Raw genomic sequence first — 24102 nt, 5'->3', positions numbered from 1 at the left:
GCGACTTTTTAGCGGGCGTGTCCGCCCATCTTCACGTACCTGAGAACGAGATTGCCATGCCTGCTTATCGCTCCAGAACCACCACCGCCGGTCGCAATATGGCCGGGGCCCGAGCCCTGTGGCGCGCCACCGGAATGAAAGACGGCGATTTTGAAAAGCCGATCGTCGCCATTGCCAACTCCTTTACCCAGTTTGTCCCCGGCCACGTGCACCTGAAGGACATGGGCCAACTGGTCGCCCGGGAAGTCGAGAAAGCCGGGGGCGTGGCCAAGGAATTCAACACCATCGCGGTAGACGACGGTATTGCCATGGGCCACGATGGCATGCTCTACAGCCTGCCCTCGCGCGACATCATCGCCGATTCCGTAGAGTACATGGTCAATGCCCACTGCGCCGATGCCATGGTCTGTATTTCCAACTGCGACAAAATCACCCCCGGGATGTTGATGGCCGCGATGCGCCTGAACATTCCGGTGATTTTCGTTTCCGGCGGACCGATGGAAGCGGGAAAAACCAAACTGCTCGACCACGGCCTGGATCTGGTAGATGCCATGGTGATGGCGGCCGACGACAGCGTTGACGACGCAACCCTCGCCGAAGTCGAGCGCAGTGCCTGCCCCACCTGCGGTAGCTGCTCAGGTATGTTTACCGCCAACTCCATGAATTGCCTGACCGAGGCCCTGGGCCTGTCCCTGCCCGGCAACGGCACCACCCTGGCGACCCACGCCGACCGCAGACGTTTATTCGAGACTGCTGGCCACAAGATCGTCGAGCTCGCCAAGCGCTATTACGAGCAGGACGACGAGCGGGTGCTGCCGCGCAACATCGGTTCGAAAACTGCGTTCGAAAACGCTATGGCGCTGGATATTGCCATGGGCGGCTCCACCAACACCATTCTTCACTTGCTCGCGGCGGCACAGGAGGCGGAACTGGATTTCGGCATGACCGATATCGATCGCCTGTCCCGCACCGTCCCCCAGCTGTGTAAAGTCGCACCCAACACACAGAAGTACCATATCGAAGACGTCCACCGGGCGGGGGGTATCATGAGCATACTCGCCGAGCTGGATCGCGCTGGGGCACTCGACGCTTCCGTGCCCACGGTTCACAGCGAAACGCTGAAAGCCGCCCTGGACACCTGGGACATCATGGGCGATCCCTCGCCGGAAGTGGTGGAGTTCTTCAAGGCCGGACCGGGCGGCGTCCCCACTCAAGTGGCGTTTTCCCAGAGCGCACGCTGGCCCAGCCTGGACGGCGACCGCGCCACCGGCTGTATTCGCGACCTGGAGCACGCCTTCTCCAAAGAAGGCGGTCTCGCCGTTCTTAGAGGCAATATCGCGGAAGATGGTTGCGTGGTGAAAACCGCCGGGGTCGACGAAGATATTCTGGTGTTCGAAGGCCCTGCGAACGTCATTGAAAGCCAGGATGCGGCGGTTGAGAATATTCTCGCTGGCAACGTCAAACCCGGCGATGTGGTCGTGATTCGCTACGAAGGACCGCGCGGTGGTCCGGGCATGCAGGAAATGCTCTACCCCACCAGTTACCTCAAGTCCAAAGGACTCGGCAAGCAATGCGCGCTGCTCACGGATGGGCGCTTCTCAGGCGGTACCTCAGGCCTCTCCATCGGCCACGTATCACCTGAAGCGGCCGCCGGCGGGGCGATCGCTCTGGTGGAGAACGGCGATCGAATTCGTATCGACATTCCCAACCGCACAATTGACCTGCTGGTCTCTGATGAGGAGCTGGCCAAGCGCCGTAGCGCCATGCAAGCCAAAGGCAAAGACGCCTGGAAACCGGTAGAAGCTCGCCCGCGCAAAGTCAGTGCGTCACTCAAAGCCTATGCGATGCTTGCTACCAGCGCCGACAAAGGGGCCGTGCGGGATCTGTCGAAACTGGAATGATCGAGGTCTGGGCATAAAAAAAGCCGACAACCCAGGTTGTCGGCTTTTTTTTGGGCTGGCAACGCGCGCCTGGCGGGCGTTGCCGAGAGCTAATGAACTCTAGCCCTCTGCCCCTTGACGCAAACGCTCTTGACGACGACGCTCGCGCTGAGTGTAGTCGATCCACTGCTCGGCAGCTGTTTCACTACGCTCATCTTTCTTGGCTTCTTCGAACGCTTCCACCGCCTCTTCGTAATTGCCCAGGTTAAAATGGGCTGTACCGAGTACGATATAGGCCTGATCCTCACGGCGCAAACCACCGCGACGGATAGCTTCCTGCGCTGAGTCAAGCACTTGCTCAAACTGCTCGTTGAGGCTGTAGAAAGACGCCAAACGGAACATCAACTCGCCGTCTTCAGACTTCTCAGCGGCACGCTCCATTTCAACCAAGGACCGGTCAATTTCCTGCGCCATGCGCCAGGAGTTGGCAAGCAACTCCAGGTTGCGCACATTCGGCTCAATGATTTCATCCTCATTGATCCCTTTATGCAGAATCTTGGCCGCCTTGTAGGGCACTTCTTTCTCGAGCAGGAAGTAAGCCAGGTTGAGCAGATCCCGCTCTTCCGACAGCCCACCCATCACATAGGTGGCCTCAAGCGCGTGCAGGCGATCGTCTTCCCGCTCGAGCAGGCCGAGAATCGCAGACATCTGACGCCAGTACGCGAAACTTGGATAGTCCCGAACCAGATTCCTCATGACACCCAGAACAGCCTGGTAGTCTTCACGCTCGAAGTGAATCGCGCGCTGCAAACCGTACCAGTTTTCTTGGGGCGTACGGCCCGCTTCGTTATACAGACGCACCGCCTCATTGATATGCAGCAATGAACGCTCAACATCGTCCACCTGATAAAACAGTTGGGCGAAGAGTGCATATTGCTCGGCGTTGATAGAGCCTGGCGTTACATCTGCCCAACGTTCGAAGGTCTCAAGTGCATCTTCGTAGCGCTCTTCAGCCATCTGCAACTGACCGATAGTGAAAATCGTCTGCGCCTCAACACTCAGAGGAATCTGAGGGCTTTGCGCAATCACGTTCTCATAGGCTTCAATCGCCCGGTCATACTGCTCGCGGTTGTAATAGATAAACGCGTAGTAGTTGTAAACCTGGGACAGTTCATATTGGTTGAGGCGGTCGCGCCGGCGTTCCAGCAAACGATCGAGCACCTGAATGGCTGCCTCGAAGTTGGGCTCAGGCGTGGTGCCATCTTCCTGCTCTTCGGGCTGAACAAAATCCTGCACTTCGGTCAACTGATCCACGCTGGCATCAGTCAAAGCGGGAATCCGTCGCGGCTGGCGTTCTACGCCCGTACGAGCTCGCAGCAGACGGTCATCCGCTTGAGCGACGCCCGTCGTAAACCAGGTCTGGTTCGGAGCTACGCTCTGCACAGCCAAGCCTGACACCACAGGTGTGGTAACCAGCGCCGCCGCCAGTAACGTTTTACTGAATGCGCCGGTCGCGAACGTTTTAATACATGTCTTCATCGCCGGTCACCTTATTCCGCAATTTCAAATGTGAATCGGTTACGGACGCCAGGGACTTCCACCGGATTACCGTCGATCACCCGCGGGCGGTACTTGAAACGTTCCGCCGCACGAACGGCCGCACGGTTAAAGATCGTGGTCGGGTTACCGTCTTTGGTCACCGCTTCGATCACCTGCACGTCACGTACAGAGCCGGTTTCGGTCACAGTAAACTCAACCGTCACGTAACCTTCAATGCGCCGGGAAAGGGCGTTGCTCGGGTACTCAGGAGCGACCCGCACGATGGGCAAGAACTCACCATCACCGCCGAGGCCCACACCGGCAATACCTTCACTGCCCGTACTGGTTGGCGCCGCCATACTGAGCGCTTCCGGGTTGATATCCGGCGACTCAAACTCTGGCTCTGGCATATCCGGTGGCGGCTGATCCACGTCTTCCGGGCGATCTGGACGTTGAGTATCGCGACGGGTCTCAATCTCTTCATCCATCATATGAATGTCGGGCATGCGAGTTTCCCGAACCTCGTCCGGCTCCCCCAGATCAACGTTGACCAAGGAGTTCATCAGCAACAGAAGGCCGAAGGTCGTCACTGCGGCCAGTGCTACTGCGATAGCTAGTCTTGCAAAATTCATAGCAGCTTAGTTCCTGTCAGTCGAGACAGCGACATCAAGCACACCGGCCTCACGCGCAGCATTGGTAATATCGGCCAAGCGTTGGACACTGGCTTCTTCATCAGCCTGAATGACCACAGTGCTGTTCGGGTTTTCTGCCAGCAGACGTTCAATTTGAACGCGCACCGCTTCCCGGTCAACACGCTCGCGGTCGATCCAGATCTCATTGTTCTCATTGACAGCAATCAGAATCTGGGCCCGCGGGCGGTCTTCAGCCATTGTCGCTTCAGGCCGATTTACCTCGATACCGGTCTCTTTGATGAACGTAGCAGTCACGATGAAGAAGATCAGCATGATGAACACAACGTCCAACATGGGCGTCAAGTCGATGGCGCCAGCCTGTTCTTCTTCAGAATTATCTTTCCTGCTCATGGCAAATCTCTTAATTACCGGTTAAATACTTAGTTACCAGCCTTTAGTGATCCATTGTCAGATGGTCTTCAATCAGCTGATTTTCACGCTTGGCAATCCGGGTCAGGTAAGTGTTCGCAAACAGACCAGACAGTGCCGCAACCATACCCGCCATTGTCGGGATAGTGGCGCGGGAAACACCGCCAGCCATGGATTGCGCATCACCACCACCGGTGAAAGCCAGCACGTTAAACACGTCGATCATACCGGTAACGGTACCGAGCAACCCCATCAAAGGACAGATCGAGATCATGGTCGCGATCATGTCCATATTGGCGTTAATCTTTTCCGATACCCGTGAAATCAGCGCGTAGCGCACTTGGCGGGCATTCCAGGATTTGCGCTCAGGGCGCGCCTCCCAGGCGTCCAGGGTGGTTTGTACATCACCTTTCAGACCGCCTTTGAAATACCACACCCGCTCGAAAATCAGGGTCCACATGACAAAGGTAAGGGCGGCTATCAAATACAGCACAGGGCCGCCCTGATCCATAAAGGCTCTAATGGCTCCAAGTGCGTCCATTAATGCCAGCATGCGTTATCTCCTACTTATTTTCCGCGTTTTCGGCAATGATACCGGCGGTCTGCTCTTCGATCACATGGATCACACGCTTGGCGCGACCGTTAACAATGGTGTGCATCAGTACGGTCGGGATCGCAACGATCAGACCCATTACTGTGGTTACCAGAGCGCTTGAGATACCACCTGCCATCGCAGTCGGGTCACCGGCACCAAAGATTGTGATGGCCTGGAAGGTCTGGATCATACCGGTCACGGTACCCAACAGACCCAGCAGCGGTGCCACAGCGGCGATGATCTTGATCACGGCCAGGCCGCTTTCGATCGCCGGACGCTCTTTCAGCACAGCCTCTTCGAGTTTCAGCTCGAGGGTTTCCGGATCAACACCTTTGTTGTCTTCAGCCACCTTGAGCACGCGACCCAGCGGGTTGTTCTCGTTGGCTTCTTTGGTTTTCAGCTGTTTGCTGACTTTCGCACCAACACTGCTCAGTACGATCACACGCCAGATACCCAGAAGGATACCGAAGATACCCACAGCAGTAATGATGTAGCCGACTACACCACCCTGATGCCAGCGCTCTTCCAGCGACGGAGTGTTAATAATGGCAGACAGGTAGGAGCCACCGCGCGGACCAGTGGGGTCAATACCCACTTGCACCAGGCCTTCGCTCGCGTTCTGCAGGTTCGCTGCACCACTCAAGATGCCGCGAGAGGGCTGACGGGGCAGCTCTTCAATTTTGTTGCCCGCGGGATTAAAGCTCAGGTAGCGACCTTCAGATACCAGGTTATAGTTACCGATACGGACGATATCCTGGGTCTCGCGGTCACCGTCGGGCTTGATCACGATACCTTCAAACTTGACTACACGACCGCTTTCGACCATCTCACGCTGAAGTTCGAACCACAGGCGCTCGATGTCGGCCATGCTCGGCAGGCGAGTCTGGCTGTTCATGGTGTCAATAAGGTCGTTCAGGAACTCGCCGCGATCCGGCAGTTGAGCGCTGACCAGCGAGTTGCGGGTCAAGGTGCGCAAGTCACCGGCAGTCGATGTCAGGTGACCAAACATCTCGCGCAGTCCGCCCATACGCTCTTGCAATTGGCGACGACGGTTCTGGATCGCCGTTTCGTTCTCGGAGTAAGTCTCTTCCAGACGCTCAGAGCGCGCTTCTTCAGAAGCCTGGGTGTCACGGGCTTCGCTCAGAAGGTTGTCCTGATTCTCGCGCTCCTGACGGAAGCGGCGCTCGCGGTCGCGATGCTCCTGGCTTTCCTGGACGCGGGATTCTTCGATCATACGCAGCAGCTCGTCGAGCGTGGCCGCACGTTCACTCTGTGCCACAGCAGCGCCACTGGTCAACAGGCCAGCGGCCAAGACTGCCAGACAGCCTTTAACAAACTTCATCTTCATTGTGCTGCCTCCGGAGCCTGAATGGGAAGTTCCATGATATCGATGGCCGCTTGCTGACGGGCGATACGAATACCTTTCAGGATTTCGTTGCGATACGCACGCGACGGCAATTCAACCCACGCCTCACGCTGGGTATCCCAAGCGCCGGACAGTTCAGTATCAGTGGTTTGATACATCAGGGCGATGCGGCCAACACGCAGGACGTTCACTTCGCGTTCACGACCGGCGACATTCAATGTCTCGGTGTAAATGTCGATGCTGCGAGCGTACTCTGACTCGATTTTGTAAGCCTCGAGGACCTGACGGAACTTCTCAGCCACGGAGATATCCGCACGATCCTGGTTGGCACGAAGATCGGCCAAACGTTGACGGCGGCGCTCAAGGTTGAAGGGCTTGTCCAATTCTACGAACTGCTCCAGGCCATCCAGCATGCGCAGCACCAACGGCTGGATCTGACGCTCGATGATGGTGACGTCTTCAATCGACTGCTCCAGATCGTTGAGGATCTCGACCTGGTTCGCGATCTGACGCTCCAGCTGGCTGTTGTAGACCCGCAGATCTTCAATCTGCTTGCTCACTGTGCGGTATTGCTGCAGGAGGTCGTTGGTCTCGTTGGCGAGCCGGTCGATCCGACGCTGGGACTCTTGGGCCATAGTCGTCTTGGCCTGCCCCACCTGGAGAATTTCATCCAGAGTTTGATCTGCCACGGCAGCGCTTCCCAAAAGCGCCCCGGCAGACAGCGCAGTGGTCAATGCCACGGCTTTAAATCGCTGCTGTTTCATATTTCCCCCAACTCGGGTGCTTGCAACTGACTGAATAGTTCGCGACAGGGTAAACCGTCACATCACTGGGTTAATTGTTGCCTCACAGAGGCATCTAAGGACGCAGCATTGTAATAACAGGCCTCGCTTACATTCAATGCTTTATCCAAAAGCCACCCCGGGTGTGTATTTTGGTAGCGAAACGGTAACACTTGTATCAATCCACCCCACCCAAAGGTAACACTTGCGGCCCGCTTCTGGTCAAATCTACTTTATGATGCGGGTTTTTAATAACCCCCGGTTATTACCGAGGCGCTACACCTGTGCTTTCACACGCTCCAGAACCTCAAATCGATAGGCCACTGGCGATTCAGGGTCGCCCTCACGGCGGGAAACACACTGCCACTCCGCCGCCGGTAACACCGGAAAAAACGTGTCGGCCTCGGGCGCCAGATCAACTCGGGTGAGATACACCCGTTGAGCCAAAGGCAGGGCCTGCTGATAAAGCTCGGCACCGCCCATTACCATGATCTCGTCCCCCGGCTCCTGCTCGGCAAGCGCCAAAGCCTGATCGAGCGAGTGCGCGAGCAACACACCCTCCGGCGCGGGCCAGTCACGCTGCCGACTGACCACGATGTTGCGCCGCCCCGGCAGTGGCCGCCCAATTGAGTCCCAGGTTTTGCGGCCCATAATGATGGGCTTACCCAGGGTCACCGACTTAAAGTATTGCAGATCACCGGACAAGCGCCAGGGCAACTGGTTGCGATAACCGATGGCCTGATTTCGACCCGCCGCTACTATTAGTGCCAAGGTGGTCAACTTTTGTTCCTCTTTTGTTCAAAAAACAATCAAACAGAGATCGGAGCGACAATTCGGGGGCAGGGCTCATAGCCCAAAAACTCGAAGTCTTCGAGGGTGTAATCAAACAGGCTCGCCGGGCGCCGCCGAATGTGCAGCTGCGGCAGCGCACGCGGTTTGCGGCGTAGCTGCTCATAGACGATATCATCGGTGATATGGTCATTGTAGAGATGACAATCGCCAAACGTGTGCACAAAGTCGCCCACCTCCAGATCACATTGCTGAGCGATCATATGGGTCAGCAACGCATAGCTGGCAATGTTAAACGGCACCCCCAGAAACAGGTCCGCACTGCGCTGATACAGCTGGCAGGACAGGCGACCATCTGCCACGTAAAACTGGAACAGGGTGTGACAGGCCGCGAGAGCCATACGCCCGGCGTCGACGTTTTCCTGGGGCGACTGCGCTTCGTCAGGCAGGTCCGCCGGGTTCCAGGCACTCACGATCAGCCGCCGGGACGTGGGTCGGGTCTTGATTTGCTCAATCACGTCACTGATCTGGTCGATGGTGCGGCCATCGGGGCAGGCCCAGCTACGCCACTGTTTGCCATACACCGGCCCCAGGTCGCCTTCAGCGGTCGCCCAGGCATTCCAGATTCGGCAGCCGCGCTCCTGCAACCACTGAACATCGGTCCGCCCCTGCAAAAACCAAAGCAGCTCGACGATCACACTTTTAAGATGCACCTGCTTGGTGGTCACCAGCGGGAAGCCCGCACGTAAGTCAAAGCGCAGCTGGCGCCCAAACACAGAGCGGGTCCCGGTACCGGTGCGGTCGCCGCGCTCAACGCCGTTGTCGAGCACATCCTGCATCAGTGCCAAATATTGTTTCATACCCTACTACTCCCACCCGGCATCAGCCGCCCTGTTGGGCGCGTCTGCGGTAATACGCAAAAAACATCAGCCCGGCACCCGCCAGCACCAGTGGCAGCGACAGCCACATGCCCCGAGTTACCCAGCCAAACAAGTCGAACGCGATATGGGCGTCCGGCTCACGGAAAAATTCACTGAAGATCCGAAACGCGCCGTAAAGCAACAAAAACAGGCCACACACGGCGCCCCGTGGGCGCGGCTTGCGTGAAAACCAGAAGACTGCTGCGAACAGCACACCGCCTTCAAGCGCGGCCTGATAAAGCTGGGACGGATGGCGCGCCAGCCCCGAGGGATCATTGGGGAAGACCATGGCCCAGGGGACATCTGAGGCGCGGCCCCACAATTCCTGGCCAATAAAATTACCCAGACGCCCAAAACCTAACCCCAAGGGCACTGTCGGCGCGACAAAGTCACCCAACGCCAAGAGTGAACGCTCCGTCCGCCAGGCGTAAATCACCAACGCGATAATCACCCCGACCAAACCACCGTGGAAGGACATACCGCCTTCCCAGACCCGAATCAGCATCAGCGGGTCGGACAGAAAATCCTCAAGATGGTAAAAAAGCACTGAACCTACCCGCCCGCCGAGGATCACCCCGAAGGCGACATAGGTCACCAGACTCTCCAACTGTGCCTTGCTGATCACAGCATCAGTGGTTTTGATCCGGTGCATGGCCACCCACCAGCCGCCGGCAAAACCCAGCAGGTACATGATCCCGTACCAGTGCACATCAATGGGCCCGATTGAAATTGCGACGGGGTCAAAATCCGGGTGTATCAGCATAAACAGTGAGCCTATTAAAAGTTGTCCATAAATAGTCGCGTGCCGACGCCTAGCTCGCAGAGGCCGGCAGGGCGTCGTCAACCTGAGGGCGAATCAGGCGGGTCGCACCGGCATCACGCAGCGCCTGATTGACTTTGTCGGTCACCTGATCGGCATCGGAGAGCACCATCACCTCGTCGAGCAGGGATTCGGCCTGCTCCATCGTGATACTGCGGATGACCGCCTTGACCTTGGGCAGGTTGGTGGCGTTCATGGACAGGACATCGTAGCCCATGGCCATCAGCAATACCGCCGCACCCGGGTCGCCGGCAAGCTCGCCACAGATCCCCACACTCACGCCCTGAGAATGGCCATCGTTGGCCACTTGTCGCAGCGCCCGCAAGACCGCCGGGTGATAGGCCTGATACAGGTCCGCAACCCGCGCATTGTTGCGGTCCACCGCCAGTAGATACTGGGTCAGGTCATTGCTACCGACTGAGAGAAAGTCCACCCGAGCGGCCAATTCCCGCGCCTGATAAACAGCCGCCGGGACTTCGATCATGACCCCGATGGGGGGCAGGCGCACGTCGTGATTTTCTTCAAGCAGTTCGTTAAAGGCGCGATAGATCAGGGATTTGGCAATCTCCATTTCCGGCACGCTGGTAATCATCGGCAGCAGAATGCGCAGGTTATCCAGACCTTCACTGGCCTTGATCATGGCGCGCACCTGGGCCAGAAAAATTTCGGGATGGTCGAGGGTCACCCGGATACCGCGCCAGCCGAGAAAAGGGTTCGCCTCTTCGATCGGAAAATAAGGCAGCGACTTGTCACCGCCGATATCGAGTGTGCGCATCGTGACCGTATGGGGTGCAAAGGCCTCGAGCTGCTCGCGGTAAATCACGCGCTGCTCCTCCTCACTGGGGAAACGGTCACGCAACAGAAACGGCACCTCGGTGCGGTACAGGCCCACCCCTTCAGCGCCGCGCTCCAGGGAGCGTACCACGTCGGTCATCAGGCCGGTGTTCACCCACAGGGGCAAGCGGTGTTTGTCGAGCGTCTCACAGGGTAGATCCTTAAGTGCTTCCAGCCCTTTGACCAACTCCTGCTCTTCCTGATAGATCGCCTTGTAGTGCTTGAGCAGCTGGTCACTGGGGTCGCTGTATACCACCCCCTTGTAACCGTCGACGATGGCCGTGCGACCTTCCATCTGGGTGTAGGGCAGATCCACCGCACCCATCACCGTTGGAATATCCATTGCCCGTGCCAGAATCGCCACGTGCGAGTTACTTGAGCCCTGGACCGACACCAACCCGACCAACTTGTCCTTGGGGATTTCACCGAGCATGGAGGCGGTCAGCTCCTCGCCAATCAGCACCGTGCGATCAGGGTAGATCCGACACTTCTGCGTCGACTCCTGCAGATAGGACAGCACCCGCCGCCCCAGATCCCGCAGATCGGTTGCCCGCTCGCGCAGGTAGGCATCGTTCATACTGTTAAACGTGCGCTCGTGCTCGAGGATAACCTCGGCCCAGGCGTACGGGGCGTTGGTCCCCTGACGAATCCGCTCGGTAACCTCACCCCCGAGCGAGGCGTCGTCCAGCATCGCCAGGTAGGCATCGAACAGCGCCTGTTCCTCGCGGTTCAGGCGGGTCTTGAGCTGCTCGCCCAAGCCCTTGATATCATTGCGCACCGCTGCCAGGCACTGCTGGAAAAACTCCAGCTCGGCGTCAACGTTGTCACATTTCTTGTAGGGCACCGAGCGCAGATCCGCTGGCGGCGTCATCACCACCGCCTCGCCCACCGCAATGCCCGGCGCGCCCGAGGCACCCAGGAATTTGGCTTCTGCGGTTTTCTGCCCGAAGGCCACCATCACGCCGGTCGCCTCGGCGTGGGCAATCACCCCGGCCAGCTGGGCCGACATGGTCACCAGGAAAGCTTCGTCACCCTCGTCGAAACGGCGCCGCTCCACCTGCTGGACAACCAGTACGCCGAGCACTTTCCGGTGGTGAATGATGGGCACACCGAGAAAAGAGCTGTAGCGCTCCTCGCCCGTCTCCGGGAAGTATTGATAGCTCGGGTGGCTTTCGGCTTGCTCCAGGTTGATGGGCTCCTCGCGGGTGACCACGCGGCCTACCAGCCCCTCATCCGGTCGCAGGCGCACCTGGCCGACCGCGCTGGTGTTCAGGCCTTCAGTGGCCATAAGCACGTAATTACCGTCGGGGTCGCGCAGGTACACCGAGCACACCTGCGTTTCCATCGCGGCACGCACCCGGGTAACAATGATCTCCAGCGCGGATTTCAGATCCCGCGCACCGTTGACCTCCTGAACGATCGAGCGAAGCGAATTCAACATAACGCGGTTTCCAGCTTGCTGTGGGCTGGCGACAGTTCACGCAATGCCCGGCGATAGACATCCCGTTTAAACGCCACCACCTGACCCAGCGGGTACCAATAGCTGACCCAGCGCCAGTCATCGAACTCGGCGCGCCCGCCATTGTTGAGACTGACCTGGGCGTCGTCAGAGCGCAGACGCAACAGAAACCACTTTTGCTTCTGGCCAATACACAGAGGCTTGGTATTGTGGCGCATCAGGCGCTTGGGCAGGCGATAGCGCAGCCAGCCTCGGGTGCAGCCGAGCACCTCGACATCGCCCGGGTGCAGACCGACCTCCTCGTGCAGCTCGCGATACAGCGCCTGTTCGGCGGACTCGTTGTCGTTGATGCCACCCTGAGGAAACTGCCAGGCATCCTGACCACCCACACGCCGGGCCCAAAGCAACTGGCCCTGATCGTTGGTCAGAATTATGCCCACATTGGGCCGGAAACCATTGGCATCAATCACGGAACTCATCCTGTGGTCATTATAGTCGGTGCCCGGGTCAGCCGGATCCGGAAATAGTAGCGGGCTATTGTTCCACAAACCGCCGCCCAACAGCAATCAGCGCTAACCCCATTCCCGACGCAGTTGAGCCGAGGCAGCCCAAGGGCTATGCTAGCGCCCTCAGATATCACCCCGACCCTGGAGACTGCCTGTGACCCTGGCCATATTCGACCTCGACAACACGCTGATAGCCGGCGACAGCGATTACAGCTGGGGCGAGTTTATGATCCACAAAGGCATCGTCGAGCGAGCCAGCTACCAAGCGGCCAATGACCGTTTTTACGAGGAGTACAAAAACGGCACGCTGGATATCTACGCGTACCAACGCTTCGTGCTTGAGCCCTTGACCCGCCTTGAAGCCAACGAGCGGCGTGACCTACACCGGGAATTTATGGCTGACTGGATAGAACCCCTGATGCTCGATAAGGCCCGTGCGCTGCTGGATTCCCACCGCGACCAGGGTCACACTCTGCTCATCATTACCGCCACCAACAGCTTTATCACTCACCCGATCGCCGAGCGTCTGGGCGTTGCCAACATCTTGGCGACTGAGCCGGAGTTGGTTGATGGCAACTTCACCGGCAGCATCACCGGCGTGCCCTGCTTTCAGGAGGGCAAGGTCCAGCGCCTGCACGACTGGTTGCGCAGCCACAGTTTTGATTTGACCGAGAGCTTTTTCTACAGCGACTCAATCAATGACCTGCCGCTGCTTGAGCACGTCGGCAAACCCGTGGTCGTGGACCCGGACGAACGCCTGCACGCCGTGGCTATCACCCGGCAGTGGCCTGTTATCAGCCTGAGGGACTAGCCATGAGCGCAAATTTGGTCAGACGCTGCCGCCCCGCACTGGCGCTAGTGCTGGTTCTGGCTCTGGCGTCAGGGTGCGAGCGCAGCGAAACATCGTCCCCCATCGAGCCTACGGTAGACGCCAATGCGGTAGAGCCCCAGGCGGATGACCCGACCCTTGCGCTCGAGACCCTCGCCGTATGGCAGCGCACTGCCGAACGGACCGACGCCCTTGCCCAAAGTGCAGACGAGTTATACGAAGCCGTTCTCGTATTGCTGGATCGCCCAAGCGTCGAGAGCTTGACCCAGGCACGCCAGCATTGGCACCAAACCCACGATCAGTGGCTTGCTCTCACCCCTCTCAGCGCCTTGGCCACACGCCACCGTCAGGCGTTCCCGGAGTTGGCCACCCTGGTGCGGCGCATCGACGCCCAACCGTTTGAGCCAGGCTATCTGGATGGGGTAGCCGGCTACCCCTATTCGGGGCTGGTTCACGACATCAGCCTGCCCATTACCCGCGACACTCTGCTTGAGCAGCACGGTTTGACTGACGACAGCGATGTCAGCCTGGGGTTTCATGCACTGGCATTTATGCTCTGGGGGGAAAACCTGGAACGCCCTGTGGTCGACTTTCGCGCTCGCGAACGCCTGTCGGCGGAGCAGTCCGAGATGGGACTCACGGTCGAGGAAATTCCCAATAACCGCCGCCGAGACCTGGTTCAGCTGATCGCTCGCCAACTTCTGGATGACTTGCGACAACTGAACGACAATGAACTGGCCGCGCACGGTGTAGCGACGCAGACCTACGAACAGCTGAACGCCGCTACCCGCTTGCTGCTGCTGGCATCCGCCAGCGACGACTTGCTGCGCGAGCGTGCCCCCGGCTACCTGACCCCCTCAAGCAGCTATCGCATGGGACGCTTCGGCGGTGACGAAAGACGCCAGTTGGCGCATATTCTGGAACACCTGAACGCCGCCTGGAGTACGGGCGAGGCACCGCTCCTGAGCGCCATAGACGACGATGTTGATACCTGGCGGGATAACCTCGAGCACCTGGTGGCGGAGCTGCGCAGTGAAACGCTCACCAGCGACAATCGCGCGCGCTGGCTCGACACCCTGGATGTCCTCGCCGGCCCCTTCAACAGCCAGGCCACACCCGATCCCTGAGCCATCGCACTCAGGGACGCCGAAAGTCGTCAGGCAAAGGCAACTCGGCCCGCTCCCCAAAGCGGGTGCGATCCTCCTGGGTCGCACCCTCCCGGCATTCACCGCGGATCCACATCAGCGCCCGGTTTAACCGCCGATCCAGCTCGAGATAACCCTCGCGGCAAAAACCGGTATGCGCCAGCGCCAGATCGACATTGCGCTGCAAGTGACGATACGCCCTGTCGGCGGGAAGTTCAGAGGGCGGGCGCTGCCGGCCAGACCGGGATAGATCAATGCGGGGAGCGTAGTCAGAGCTGAGTCGATAGACGAATTCCTTGCTGTCGTTGGGCCAGATCTGCACCGACAGCTGCTGATCCATGTCGGGAAACGCTCGGCCGGAGGAGCTGCATCCGCCCGTCAGAGCCAGCGCCAGCACGAGCACCGCGAGTAGCCGACACCTGTTATAACCTTTCACACCCATTCTCTCCTGCCCCAACACCGTCTCTGCCGTTAAAGAAATCGGCCGTGAGGCCGATGGCTAGATATCGGAAAGCCTACTGCATTCACAGGCAACTATCCACAAAGAGACCAGCCATGTCGGCGCGCCAGACACTGCCACTGTTATTGCTATTCGGACTTGCGGGCGCAGCGCCAGCCAGCGCCGGTGAAGATTTTTTGCAGCCGTCACTCCCCGACAGCGGCGATACCCGTCCCGCCCTGCTTACCGGCACCGGCAGCCCGACCATCATCCGGCTACCGGAGCCGACAGACGACGGCGACGCCGCTTCCGACCCGGATCAGCCCATAGAGGTCAGCCCGTTGTACTCGCCGCTGCTGTTACCGGTGGCGGCAGAGCCGACGCTGGAGCAACCCGAAACCCCGAGCGCCGAGCCCGAGGCGGGCGAACCGACTGTGACACAGGCCAGCGCACCGGCACCCGTAACGCCCCCTCAGTGCTACCGCCCCGAGGACAATCCCAAACACCTTGTGTTCGCGGCCTTTGGACACAGCCGCACTCAACCGGGCCGCACCGGTCAGCTCACCGGTATCGAGCGCGAACTGCCCAGCCGCCTGAGTCGTCAACTGGCCGGCGAACACCGCCTGGCAACTCGCGCGCATATACCCCATACCCTGGCTCCCAATGGGGCCGACAGGGCCGTACCCGCCGACCATCAGGCCCGGCAACTGGCGCGCGACCACCGCGCGCAACTCGTGGTCAGCGGTGAGATTCTGGATCTGAGCATGGCCAACCCCCAAGATACCTACAGCCCCGGGACAGGTACCCGCTGGCGCAACCGGGCCATCGACCAGCGCGGCTGGCTGCGCAGCCGTGAAAGTCGACAGCGGGATTTTGTGTTTCGTTTGAGCGTGCGCGAGGGGCTGACCGGGGCACTCGTGTTTGAGCAGGACTACCAGACCTACGGCGTCTGGAACGCCAAAGATCCGGATGCACACGTGTTTGGTTCGCGCGCCTTCGCGGAGACCGACTACGGGCAAGCTGTGGAACAACTGCTCGCCCGCGCAGCCAACGACCTGGCACAAACCGCGTACTGCCACCCCCATTGGGTGACACTCGATAACCGTTCCCAGCGGCAGCTACGCCTGCAGGGCGGACGCGATCAGGGCCTCAAGACGGGCGACACCCTGCCGCTCTACCAGCTGGTTCGGCACCCGCGCCCGAATCGCTATCAAGTGTACGATATTGCACTGACCCCCAGCACTCTGCAGGCCCGCGTCCAAGCTGTCTACGAGGATTACAGCGTTATCGAGTTACCGGGCAACCCGCTCCTGAACGGTCACTTTGTGGCCCGCATTCCACTGCCTCAGTGAACCCGATAGTCGGCACCGCCAAGCAACCGGGGGCGCTCGCCGACACTGTAGACCTCTACCTGATAGTGCCCCGGGGCCCAATCCTCCGCCGGACGATACCAGGCCTCCTGGAGCAACCCGGGTGACTCGGTCAAGCCATGCCAGTCAAAGTGACGCAACTGCCCCTGGTCATCACTCCAGCGAATCAACACCGAATCCGCGCTGTAGTCCTCGGGCACCGAGTAGCGTAGGTACAGCGTGCGATCTGTTTGGCGAAAGCTGTCCTGCAGGCGCAGGGTGCCACCGTCTCGCTCAGCCGAGAAGCGACTGATATAGGCCGGCTCGCTCGCCTCGGCCAGCGCCTCGAGCCCCGCACCGGCCCCCCAAAGCGCATAAAGCTCGGACAGCAGGGACGCATCCAGACCCTGCCGATGCAGCCAATCACGATCGATATGACTGTGGCGAGCAAAGAACCGGTTGAGCACGTCGGTATCAATTTCTGCGGCAAAGGCGCGCAGCTCTGCGCGGCTGAAGCCCAGAGACAGTGCGGCATGTAGCTGCTCAAGCGGATGACTGCCGGGATATGCTGCCGGCGCTCGCGTGCTGCTCTGGTAGCTTGCCGGCGCCGACGACGCCGACCCCGACAGGGCAGCGGGCGCATCGCGGACATCCCTGACTGTCGGCCAGATCGCCGCCGCGTCACCACCGCGCGGCGCCTCACTCGACGCGAAGTACCCGATCACAGGGTCAGCGCCGCGCTCCGGGTAAAGCAGCAACCCACTCAACACCGCCAGGAGCACGGCAACAGCAGCCATCCGGACAAACGTTGACGTCAACATCAGTAGTTATCCAGATAGTCGTCACGGGCCCGGGTACAAGCGGCACTGGAATCGTAACGGCGCAGATAATTGTAGGAGACCTCTCCGCCGGAACCACAGCTGCTGTTGGAATACTGGACCGGACCGTAGCAGGCCGCGTAAATATGGGTGCTGGTTTGGCCGACGCACAGGTTGTAGTAGGTTGTCGAGCTGGTGTCTTCAAAACTGGTGCCACCTCCACCGCCTCCGCCACCGCCGCCGGAGGTGCAGTTAAAGCCCTCGGCCACCGTGCGGGCGTGACTCACCTGCTGTTCGTAATTGCTGTAGTACTGATTGGCTGCAGCGGTCTCACCTTGACGGCAAGCCTCCAGTGCCGCCTGCAGATAGGCGTCCGCCGCGGCGAACTGGGTCGATACCTGAGTGCCACAGGCATTGGCTGCCTCGCGCTCATTGGCACTGATCAGATCGCGGTAATCGCCACTGCAATTACCACCCCCGCCACCGCTGGAAGCGGCCACTGTATCGTCGCCAACATCCTCAAAGCAGCCGGAAAGCAATAGGCCGATAACCACGATCGGCACCCCAAATAGACGTTTCATGTCAAACCCCCGCTCGTAAGCTATTACTTTTTCAGTTTACGAGAGGTGGTTTTTGACGTCATACCCCATATGGGGGAAATTGCACTAATCCGTTATACCCATTGGAAGTAAGCACGAAAAAGATGTTTTACGCGACAGCATATCACCTTGGCCTATGAGCGATGACTAGCGGCGCTGATGCAGAAGTTCGCCCTTGCCGGCGCCCTTTTCCAGGCGGACATGCCCGAAAGTGAGCTGCAGCTCGCCCTCCGTAACCAATGTAAAGGGTTCCATCACTCTCTGCAGAAGGTCGTCCGGTGTCAATGCCATACCAAAGTTGGAGGTGGCGTCGGGCAACTGGGCGAGGTCGACCTCGAAAGTGTGCCACTGACCGACCGTCAGCGCCCCTAGCGACGGGGTCAAATCGACTTCGGCGTAACAGAAAGCCGCACTGGCCACACGCAGTTGCACCGGCTTGGTCGGCGCCTGCTGGACACACAGGTCAAATACCAGCGCCGCGTTGGCCTGCAAGTAGTCTCTCAGATCCTGACGCCCGGGCGCAGCCAGGGTCAGCTTGCCAAAGCCCTCGCCGTTCCAGGTGACCCGGCGCACATCCTCCTGCATCTCCCGATCTACAGCCTGAACACTGAGACTCGACACGCTCACCTGGCTGCCGGTCATGGCGGCCCGGTCGTTGCGCGCGCCCTCGACCTCCAACTGCCAGGGGGCGATGGCGCGACGGTAGAAAATGTCCAGCACGTCGCTGGACTGGTGGGCGGCCATACCCTCCTCCGGCAACTCATCCAGACGGTCCACCTCACCAAAGCGCAGGCCATAGCCGTAGGGGAAGAGGGGATCGTAATCCGCGTCGCCGCGATTGATGGGGCCCTGATCCGGGCGCTTGGGCCAGGTAAAGGTCAGGCGACCCTGCACGGGTTCGCGCACCTGGCCTTCCGCATCCGTAAACAGCACTTCGGCCACACCGGCACCCTCCGTGCCCGGCTGCCAGACCACCACGAAGGCATCGCTGGCATTGATCTCCCGGTTGACCCACAGGGGTCGACCGGTGATAAAGAGCGCCACCACGGGAATCCCGTCAGCGCGCAGCTTGCGCAACAGGGCCAGATCCGACTCGTCGCCGGGCTTATACAGGGTATTGGGCATATCCCCCTGGGCCTCGGCGTAGGGATCCTCGCCAAAGACCACAATGGCCACATCCGGACGCTGTTCGTAATCGCCCGCCGGGCTGAGCTGAACCTGACCACCGGCCGCGGTCACCGTCTCGGCGATACCCTGATAAATGGAGGTCGCGCCCGGAAAGTCTTCGTTGCGCGTACCGATCCCCTGCCAGGTCAGACTCCAGCCACCGCACTGCTTACCGATACTGTCAGCGCCGTCGCCGGCCACCAACACCCGCTGCGCGGGCGACAGGGGCAGCAACTGATCCCGGTTTTTCAGCATCACCAGGGATTCGCGCACCGCCTGACGCGCCACCGCGCGGTGTTCGGCCGCGCCCAGCAACTCCGGCGACTTGCCCAGCACCCGCGCCGAGGGCGCGACGCTTTCGAACATGCCCGCCCGCAGCTTGACCCGCAGCACCCGCCGCACCGCGTCTTCAAAGCGCTCGGTGGTAACAACCCCGCGGGTGACCTGATCCACCAGGTTGTGGTGCAGATCCTTCCAGTTTTCATCGGGGATCATGTAGATGTCCAGACCGGCCATCAGGGCGTCCGGACAATCCTGGGGGGTACAGCCCGGCAGAAACCCGTGCCCGCTCCAATCGCCGATCACCACACCATCAAAGCCCAGGCGCTCCTTGAGCACGTCGGTGAGCAGGTATTTGTGACCGTGCATCAGCTCGCCGTGCCAGCTGTTAAACGAGGCCATGACCACTTGAACACCGGCCTCAATCGCACTGAAATAACCTTGGGCGTGAATATCGCGCAGGCGCTCTTCGTCATCGCGGTTGTCACCCCGATCGATACCATCCACTGTGCCGCCGTCTCCGATGAAGTGCTTGGCGGTGGCGACCACATGCCAATCCTTCAGGAAGCTTTCCTGCTCCGGGTCCCCCTGCAGACCCCGCACCATTTCTGCCGCGTACAATCGCACAATTTCGGGGTCTTCCGAGTAGGCCTCATAGGCCCGTCCCCAGCGCTCATCCCGCGCCACCGCCACCGTGGGGGAGAAATTCCAGTCCAGCCCCGTGACCGAAATTTCCCGAGCGGTCACCTCGCCAATGCGGCGAATCAGGGCCGGATTGTGGGTCGCCCCCAGGCCGATATTGTGTGGGAACAGGGTAGCGCCGGTGACATTGCCCAGTCCGTGCACCGCATCCGTCCCCCACATAATGGGAATCGCCGTACGCCCGCCGCGGGTATCCACCGACGCGTGATAGTAGGCGTCCGCGGCCGCCAGCCAATCGCTCACCCGCGCGCGCTGGTCGCCGCCGGGGAAGGAGCCGCCGCCGTTGAGTACCGAGCCCAGGTGATAGTCGCGCACATCGTCCGGCGTGACATGGCGCAGCTCAGGCTGAATCAGCTGGCCGACTTTTTCTTCCAGCGTCATCCGTGCCAACAGTTTATCGATTCGGGCTTCGACCTCGGGGTCGCTCGCCACCGCACTGGTCAACCTGGGCCAGGTCACTTGCCGCATGAAAGGAAACTCCACTGCCGTTGATTATTGGAGGCGGATTTGACCGCTCTAAGTAAAAGTGCAAACTACTATAACATGACAGCGCTGTCAAACCGATCTCAAAAAAACCGGCACCCAAAGGCGCCGGCACATGTCCAGAAGACGGCTCACTCCCAGCGCTGGGGAGGGGCCTCGATATCCCAGGATTCGACCTGCTCGACCAACAGCTCTCCCTCTTCCGCCACCAGGTTGACCTGGTCACTGTCAGGCCGCTCGGGATAGATCCGAAAGCCGATAGTGGCGGCATCATTGATAAAAACGTCGATCACCGAGTGGTCAATAAAGATATGAAAGGTTTCAGGTTTGCCAAAGGCCTGCTCGTCATAGTCACCCCGGTACACCACCTTATCCTCTACCGTTTCCGACTGTGAAGACGCGCGCTTGTCCAGAATGAACTCGCGGCTGTTGGCATCGTATAGCAAGCGGGTAAATTCGCTGCGATCATCGGCCACCCCGAGCTCAATACCGTAGCGCGCCGCGCCGCTGTCCGGATCGAAAGTCACGATCAGTTCGCGCTGGCGCCCGCGGCCTTCTACAGCTTGTCGCCCGGCCAGAGTCTTCGGACCCTGCTCGCGATGGCTACTTTGCTGGCGCAGCGCACGCAGCGCGGCAACGGGCTCCTGACCCAGAGTTTCGCGGTCGGGCATCAACTTCCACTGGCGGGGCAGACTGAAAGTGTGCGCCCAGCCGGCGTCCTTCTGGGCGTGCAATGAGCGGCGTTCGTCGATGATCCCGATGCCCACCAGCTCACCCTCTTCGGTGCGGGTTACGGAAGGTGATAGATGACCAAAAATGATATCCAGGTTTTTGCCTTCCGGATAATCCGGGTGAAACTGGCCATCCACAAATTGGCCGGTCCAATAGATCGGGCGCGTCGGGCGCTGCTCGTCGTACTTGTGTACTTTATTGCCCACCGGATTCACCACCAGCACAAAGGTATCGCCGTCCAGGCGCTCGAACACCGGCATTTCCCAGACATCCGACTGAATATCCATTTGCTCGAACGGCAGAGAGGTGAAGCGCGGCTGGCGCTCCCACTCGACCAGGTCCTGGGAGCGGTAGTAATCGACACCACCAACACCCTCGATTTTGGCCCCCACGATCAGATGCCACCAACCATTTTCACGAAAAATATAGGGGTCGCGGTAATCCGCCAGGTCGCGCGCATCAATCACCGGTCCGCGCTTGTCCCAGTAGTCCAGGTGCTCATCTTCACTCACGGCCAGGGAAATCATGGGCGTGTGCTGTCTCGGGCCGTCGTAATTGGCACTGGTGTACAAGGCATAACCCTTGCCGTCGTGGTAGACCACATCCCCGGACCAGATCCCTTTCATATCGAAACCGTAGTTGTCGGAATCTTCCAGCGTGGGCCAGAGTGCATCGCGCCGATGCACCCAGTTCACCAGATCCCCGGAGCTCATGTGCCCCCAGTGCATTTTGGTTTTAAACGGGCCGTTGGGTGTGCGCTGGTAATACATATGGTAGTGGCCATCCACCTGAACCAGACCGTGGGGCTCATTGGTCCAGTTGGCCGGAGGCATGGCGTGGTAACGCGGACGCTGCAGGTCCCCGGCGAAGCGTTCGGGCGACACCACCAGTGACGCCATGGTCAGGTCGGCGGCCCGATCCGCGCCGTCGCGGTAACGGGCCGCAACCGCTTCGCTATCAAGCGCCCGATCGAGCACCCGGGTTTCGTCAAACGCACCGTTGAGGGCATTGACCAGAAAAACATCAATCATGTAGCGGTCGAAAGAGCTCTTGCCCACAAACAGGGGGACATCGGCGCCGCGTACACGGGCGCCGCTCGGCACAGACGCCTCGCCCACGGACTCGCCATTGAGATACAGCGCCATGACGCCGCGGGAACCGTCAAAAGTCGCCGCAATATGGGTCCACTCGTACACCGGAAAAGGCTCCAGCACCGCGACCTCATGCCGGTCGCCGTCAAGGTAGAGCGCAAAGGCCCACTGGCCGTAGGTATTGATCTCAATGGCAAAGCCCTGCTCGCCATCGGTTTGGCTGATAAACGCCGAGGGCTGGAGCTGGTCATAGGGAACCTCGCGGTCGGACGGGTGGCTTTCCAATATGACCCAGGTTTCCAGCGTCAGCGCATCAAGCGAATCGAAAGCCAAATCCGTCTCGACCCAGGAGGAAAAGCCGTCCGTGCGCAGCGCCTGCCCTTCGATACCTGGCACCCTTTCGATCACATCGAAAGCACTGACCGCGTCGAGGGGCCGTCCCTCCTCATAGGTCAGGTGGAGCCCGGTAAAGTCCGAGCCAGAGCCCCCCTCGTCAGAGCAGGCGGAAAGGCCCAGCGCAAGAGCGCCTGCCCAGACTACGGCGCCCAGTGCACGTTGAATCTTCATAAAACTCCCCCGGCCGCACGCAGCGGCCCTTGATTGCCTATCGTTATGTCCCCCAACCTTAACTAACAGTGAGTTAATAAGTCAATAGACAAACCCTTTGCGCGTCGCGCAAGGGTCAATTAGCGCTGTTTCAGGTGCTTAAGAAGGCGCGACTTGAGCGCGGGCGGGAGCTTGGTGATGGTAAGGACATCCTGATCCGGGTCGTAAACCACCTCCTTGCCCAGGCACTCGGAGGCGAAGCTCATGCTGAGCGAGTCGGTGCGCCCGCTGATACGCACGTAGCTGCGAATCTGTCCGGCATCGGGAATAAACTCGGGTTTTTTCTCACTCTGACGCTCTTCAACAAAGCGGGAAAAGTGCGCAGGTTCAGGGGTTTTCAGCGCTTGCGAGAGAGTATCGGACAGCTCGGTGATCACCACCGGTCTGCCGGCCTTGTCCTGCTCAAGGCAGTAATCCACCACCTGTGTGCGCGCCAGGCGGGCGCTGGACTCGTCCAGTGACTCACTGTAGTTGTCTACCAGGGCCAGAAATTCGCTGGTGTCGGTTTTGATGTCGTGCTTATCGCTGAAGCCCAACAAGTGACTGAACACGTCCGCCAGCTCTTTGTCCCCACGCAGGCGCATCATGGTCAGATAGGTGGCCGAGTCACCGGCTTCCCAGGCTTGAAGATCAATTTTGGCGGCAAAGCGAAACCCGGCAGTGTCCAGATAACGACTGGTGTCCGGTTCCATATCCGCATCCAGATAGAGACCACTCATATGCTCGAGCAGGAACACATAGAGGAACTGCCCTGCCTCAATGTGTTCTTCCACAAACATCAGGTGGGCGTCGAGCGGGCTCTGGGTCTTTTCCAGCTCACTTGCACATTGCCCCATGGCCTTTTGGGTAAAGCTGGTAAAGCCCAGACGCTCGGCCCGGTACTCAGCAAGCCAGGCAGAAAAGGGATGCTCGGCGGTTTCCGCCGAGAACCGGCCGTAGTTCTTGCCTCCCTTGCGCACGAACTGGCTTTTGAGCTCATACACCAGCTCTTCCAGGTAGCCTTCTATTTTATTGGGCTCTGGCCGACAGTGAGTGGTTACTGACTGGGTCGGACTCGGGTGTTGAATCTGGTGTGTAATGATGGTTTTCAGGGCCATGGTGTCGGGTCGCGATGTTGGGTATGTGAGGGGGCGTAGCTTAAAGGATTGGGGGCTGAGGATAAATGGATGGCCCGAGTCAATCGAACCACCGAGGAAAGAGTGTTCGATTACGCGCAGAGGTCGGCTGCGAGGCCGAGGGCGGAATGCTCGCCCCATCCTTGGGGCTCGGCCTTCGGCCCGCCCTGCGGGCGTCCAAAATTGCTCCCGGCAAT

Annotated in this window: 21 protein-coding genes; 4 read left to right on the top strand and 17 right to left on the bottom strand. The window is 59.7% G+C overall.

Translation table 11 applies throughout. From position 1 onward, the window contains the following. Positions 1–56: 56 nt before the first annotated feature. Positions 57–1901, top strand: a complete 1845-nt coding sequence (gene ilvD / locus DKW72_RS12190) for a dihydroxy-acid dehydratase (RefSeq protein WP_111642658.1) — start codon at positions 57–59, stop codon at positions 1899–1901. A gap of 99 nt (positions 1902–2000) precedes the next feature. Here the strand turns inward: ilvD and DKW72_RS12185 are convergent, their stop codons facing one another. The 11 genes from DKW72_RS12185 to DKW72_RS12135 form a co-directional block, all read right to left on the bottom strand. Next, a complete protein-coding gene (locus tag DKW72_RS12185) occupies positions 2001–3419 on the bottom strand; it encodes a tetratricopeptide repeat protein (protein WP_111642657.1) in 1419 nt (472 codons plus the stop codon). An 11-nt stretch (positions 3420–3430) separates the two neighbouring features. Next, positions 3431–4051, bottom strand: a complete 621-nt coding sequence (locus tag DKW72_RS12180) for an energy transducer TonB (RefSeq protein ID WP_111642656.1) — start codon at positions 4049–4051, stop codon at positions 3431–3433. A gap of 6 nt (positions 4052–4057) precedes the next feature. After that, positions 4058–4462, bottom strand: a complete 405-nt coding sequence (locus DKW72_RS12175) for an ExbD/TolR family protein (RefSeq protein ID WP_111642655.1) — start codon at positions 4460–4462, stop codon at positions 4058–4060. Positions 4463–4505: 43 nt separating this feature from the next. Next, the gene (locus tag DKW72_RS12170) at positions 4506–5033 is read right to left on the bottom strand and encodes a MotA/TolQ/ExbB proton channel family protein (RefSeq protein WP_111642654.1); all 528 of its coding nucleotides are present in this window, start codon (positions 5031–5033) and stop codon (positions 4506–4508) included. 10 nt (positions 5034–5043) lie between these two features. Beyond that, positions 5044–6423: a MotA/TolQ/ExbB proton channel family protein gene (locus DKW72_RS12165; RefSeq protein ID WP_111642653.1), complete on the bottom strand. Its 1380-nt coding sequence runs from the start codon at positions 6421–6423 to the stop codon at positions 5044–5046. Next, the gene (locus DKW72_RS12160) at positions 6420–7205 is read right to left on the bottom strand and encodes a DUF3450 domain-containing protein (protein WP_111642652.1); all 786 of its coding nucleotides are present in this window, start codon (positions 7203–7205) and stop codon (positions 6420–6422) included. The genes DKW72_RS12165 and DKW72_RS12160 overlap by 4 nt, the downstream gene beginning before the upstream one ends. 294 nt (positions 7206–7499) lie before the next feature. Continuing rightward, positions 7500–7994, bottom strand: a complete 495-nt coding sequence (locus DKW72_RS12155) for a dihydrofolate reductase (RefSeq protein ID WP_232522401.1) — start codon at positions 7992–7994, stop codon at positions 7500–7502. A gap of 38 nt (positions 7995–8032) precedes the next feature. Continuing rightward, the gene (locus DKW72_RS12150; protein WP_111642650.1) at positions 8033–8872 is read right to left on the bottom strand and encodes a thymidylate synthase; all 840 of its coding nucleotides are present in this window, start codon (positions 8870–8872) and stop codon (positions 8033–8035) included. Positions 8873–8894: 22 nt separating this feature from the next. Beyond that, on the bottom strand, positions 8895–9695 hold the full coding sequence (gene lgt, locus DKW72_RS12145; RefSeq protein WP_111642649.1) for a prolipoprotein diacylglyceryl transferase: 801 nt from the start codon (positions 9693–9695) through the stop codon (positions 8895–8897). Positions 9696–9744: 49 nt separating this feature from the next. Beyond that, positions 9745–12027: a phosphoenolpyruvate--protein phosphotransferase gene (gene ptsP / locus DKW72_RS12140; RefSeq protein WP_111642648.1), complete on the bottom strand. Its 2283-nt coding sequence runs from the start codon at positions 12025–12027 to the stop codon at positions 9745–9747. Next, the gene (locus DKW72_RS12135) at positions 12021–12515 is read right to left on the bottom strand and encodes an RNA pyrophosphohydrolase (protein WP_111642647.1); all 495 of its coding nucleotides are present in this window, start codon (positions 12513–12515) and stop codon (positions 12021–12023) included. The genes ptsP and DKW72_RS12135 overlap by 7 nt, the downstream gene beginning before the upstream one ends. A 190-nt stretch (positions 12516–12705) precedes the next feature. On the opposite strand from DKW72_RS12135, the gene DKW72_RS12130 reads away from it, so the two are divergent. Beyond that, positions 12706–13362 carry a histidinol-phosphatase gene (locus DKW72_RS12130; protein WP_111642646.1) on the top strand — a complete coding sequence of 219 codons (657 nt, stop codon included), beginning with the start codon at positions 12706–12708 and terminating at the stop codon, positions 13360–13362. A 2-nt stretch (positions 13363–13364) separates the two neighbouring features. Continuing rightward, entirely contained in the window at positions 13365–14507 is a 1143-nt protein-coding gene (locus DKW72_RS12125) for an imelysin family protein (protein WP_111642645.1), read from the top strand. A 10-nt stretch (positions 14508–14517) separates the two neighbouring features. Here DKW72_RS12125 and DKW72_RS12120 read toward each other — a convergent pair whose 3' ends face one another. Continuing rightward, a complete protein-coding gene (locus DKW72_RS12120) occupies positions 14518–14961 on the bottom strand; it encodes a hypothetical protein (RefSeq protein ID WP_157960483.1) in 444 nt (147 codons plus the stop codon). 119 nt (positions 14962–15080) lie between these two features. On the opposite strand from DKW72_RS12120, the gene DKW72_RS12115 reads away from it, so the two are divergent. Continuing rightward, positions 15081–16316: a flagella assembly protein FlgT middle domain-containing protein gene (locus tag DKW72_RS12115; protein ID WP_157960482.1), complete on the top strand. Its 1236-nt coding sequence runs from the start codon at positions 15081–15083 to the stop codon at positions 16314–16316. Here the strand turns inward: DKW72_RS12115 and DKW72_RS12110 are convergent. The 5 genes from DKW72_RS12110 to DKW72_RS12090 all read right to left on the bottom strand — a co-directional run bounded on the left by DKW72_RS12110 (position 16310) and on the right by DKW72_RS12090 (position 23887). After that, entirely contained in the window at positions 16310–17134 is an 825-nt protein-coding gene (locus DKW72_RS12110) for a hypothetical protein (RefSeq protein WP_157960481.1), read from the bottom strand. The two genes, DKW72_RS12115 and DKW72_RS12110, sit on opposite strands and share 7 nt — an antisense overlap. Then, entirely contained in the window at positions 17134–17712 is a 579-nt protein-coding gene (locus DKW72_RS12105; RefSeq protein WP_111642641.1) for a hypothetical protein, read from the bottom strand. Before DKW72_RS12105 ends, DKW72_RS12110 begins: the two co-directional genes overlap by 1 nt. Positions 17713–17877: 165 nt before the next feature. After that, positions 17878–20346: a glycoside hydrolase family 3 protein gene (locus DKW72_RS12100; protein ID WP_111642640.1), complete on the bottom strand. Its 2469-nt coding sequence runs from the start codon at positions 20344–20346 to the stop codon at positions 17878–17880. A 146-nt stretch (positions 20347–20492) separates the two neighbouring features. Beyond that, entirely contained in the window at positions 20493–22751 is a 2259-nt protein-coding gene (locus tag DKW72_RS12095; RefSeq protein ID WP_111642639.1) for a LamG-like jellyroll fold domain-containing protein, read from the bottom strand. 119 nt (positions 22752–22870) lie between these two features. Next, the gene (locus tag DKW72_RS12090) at positions 22871–23887 is read right to left on the bottom strand and encodes a nucleoid-associated protein (protein ID WP_111642638.1); all 1017 of its coding nucleotides are present in this window, start codon (positions 23885–23887) and stop codon (positions 22871–22873) included. Positions 23888–24102: the final 215 nt, after the last annotated feature.

This window comes from Marinimicrobium alkaliphilum (assembly GCF_003259155.1).
Lineage (GTDB): Bacteria > Pseudomonadota > Gammaproteobacteria > Pseudomonadales > Cellvibrionaceae > Marinimicrobium_A > Marinimicrobium_A alkaliphilum.
Note: the sequence above shows the minus strand (reverse complement) of the source record. Positions and strands in the feature narration are given on the sequence as shown.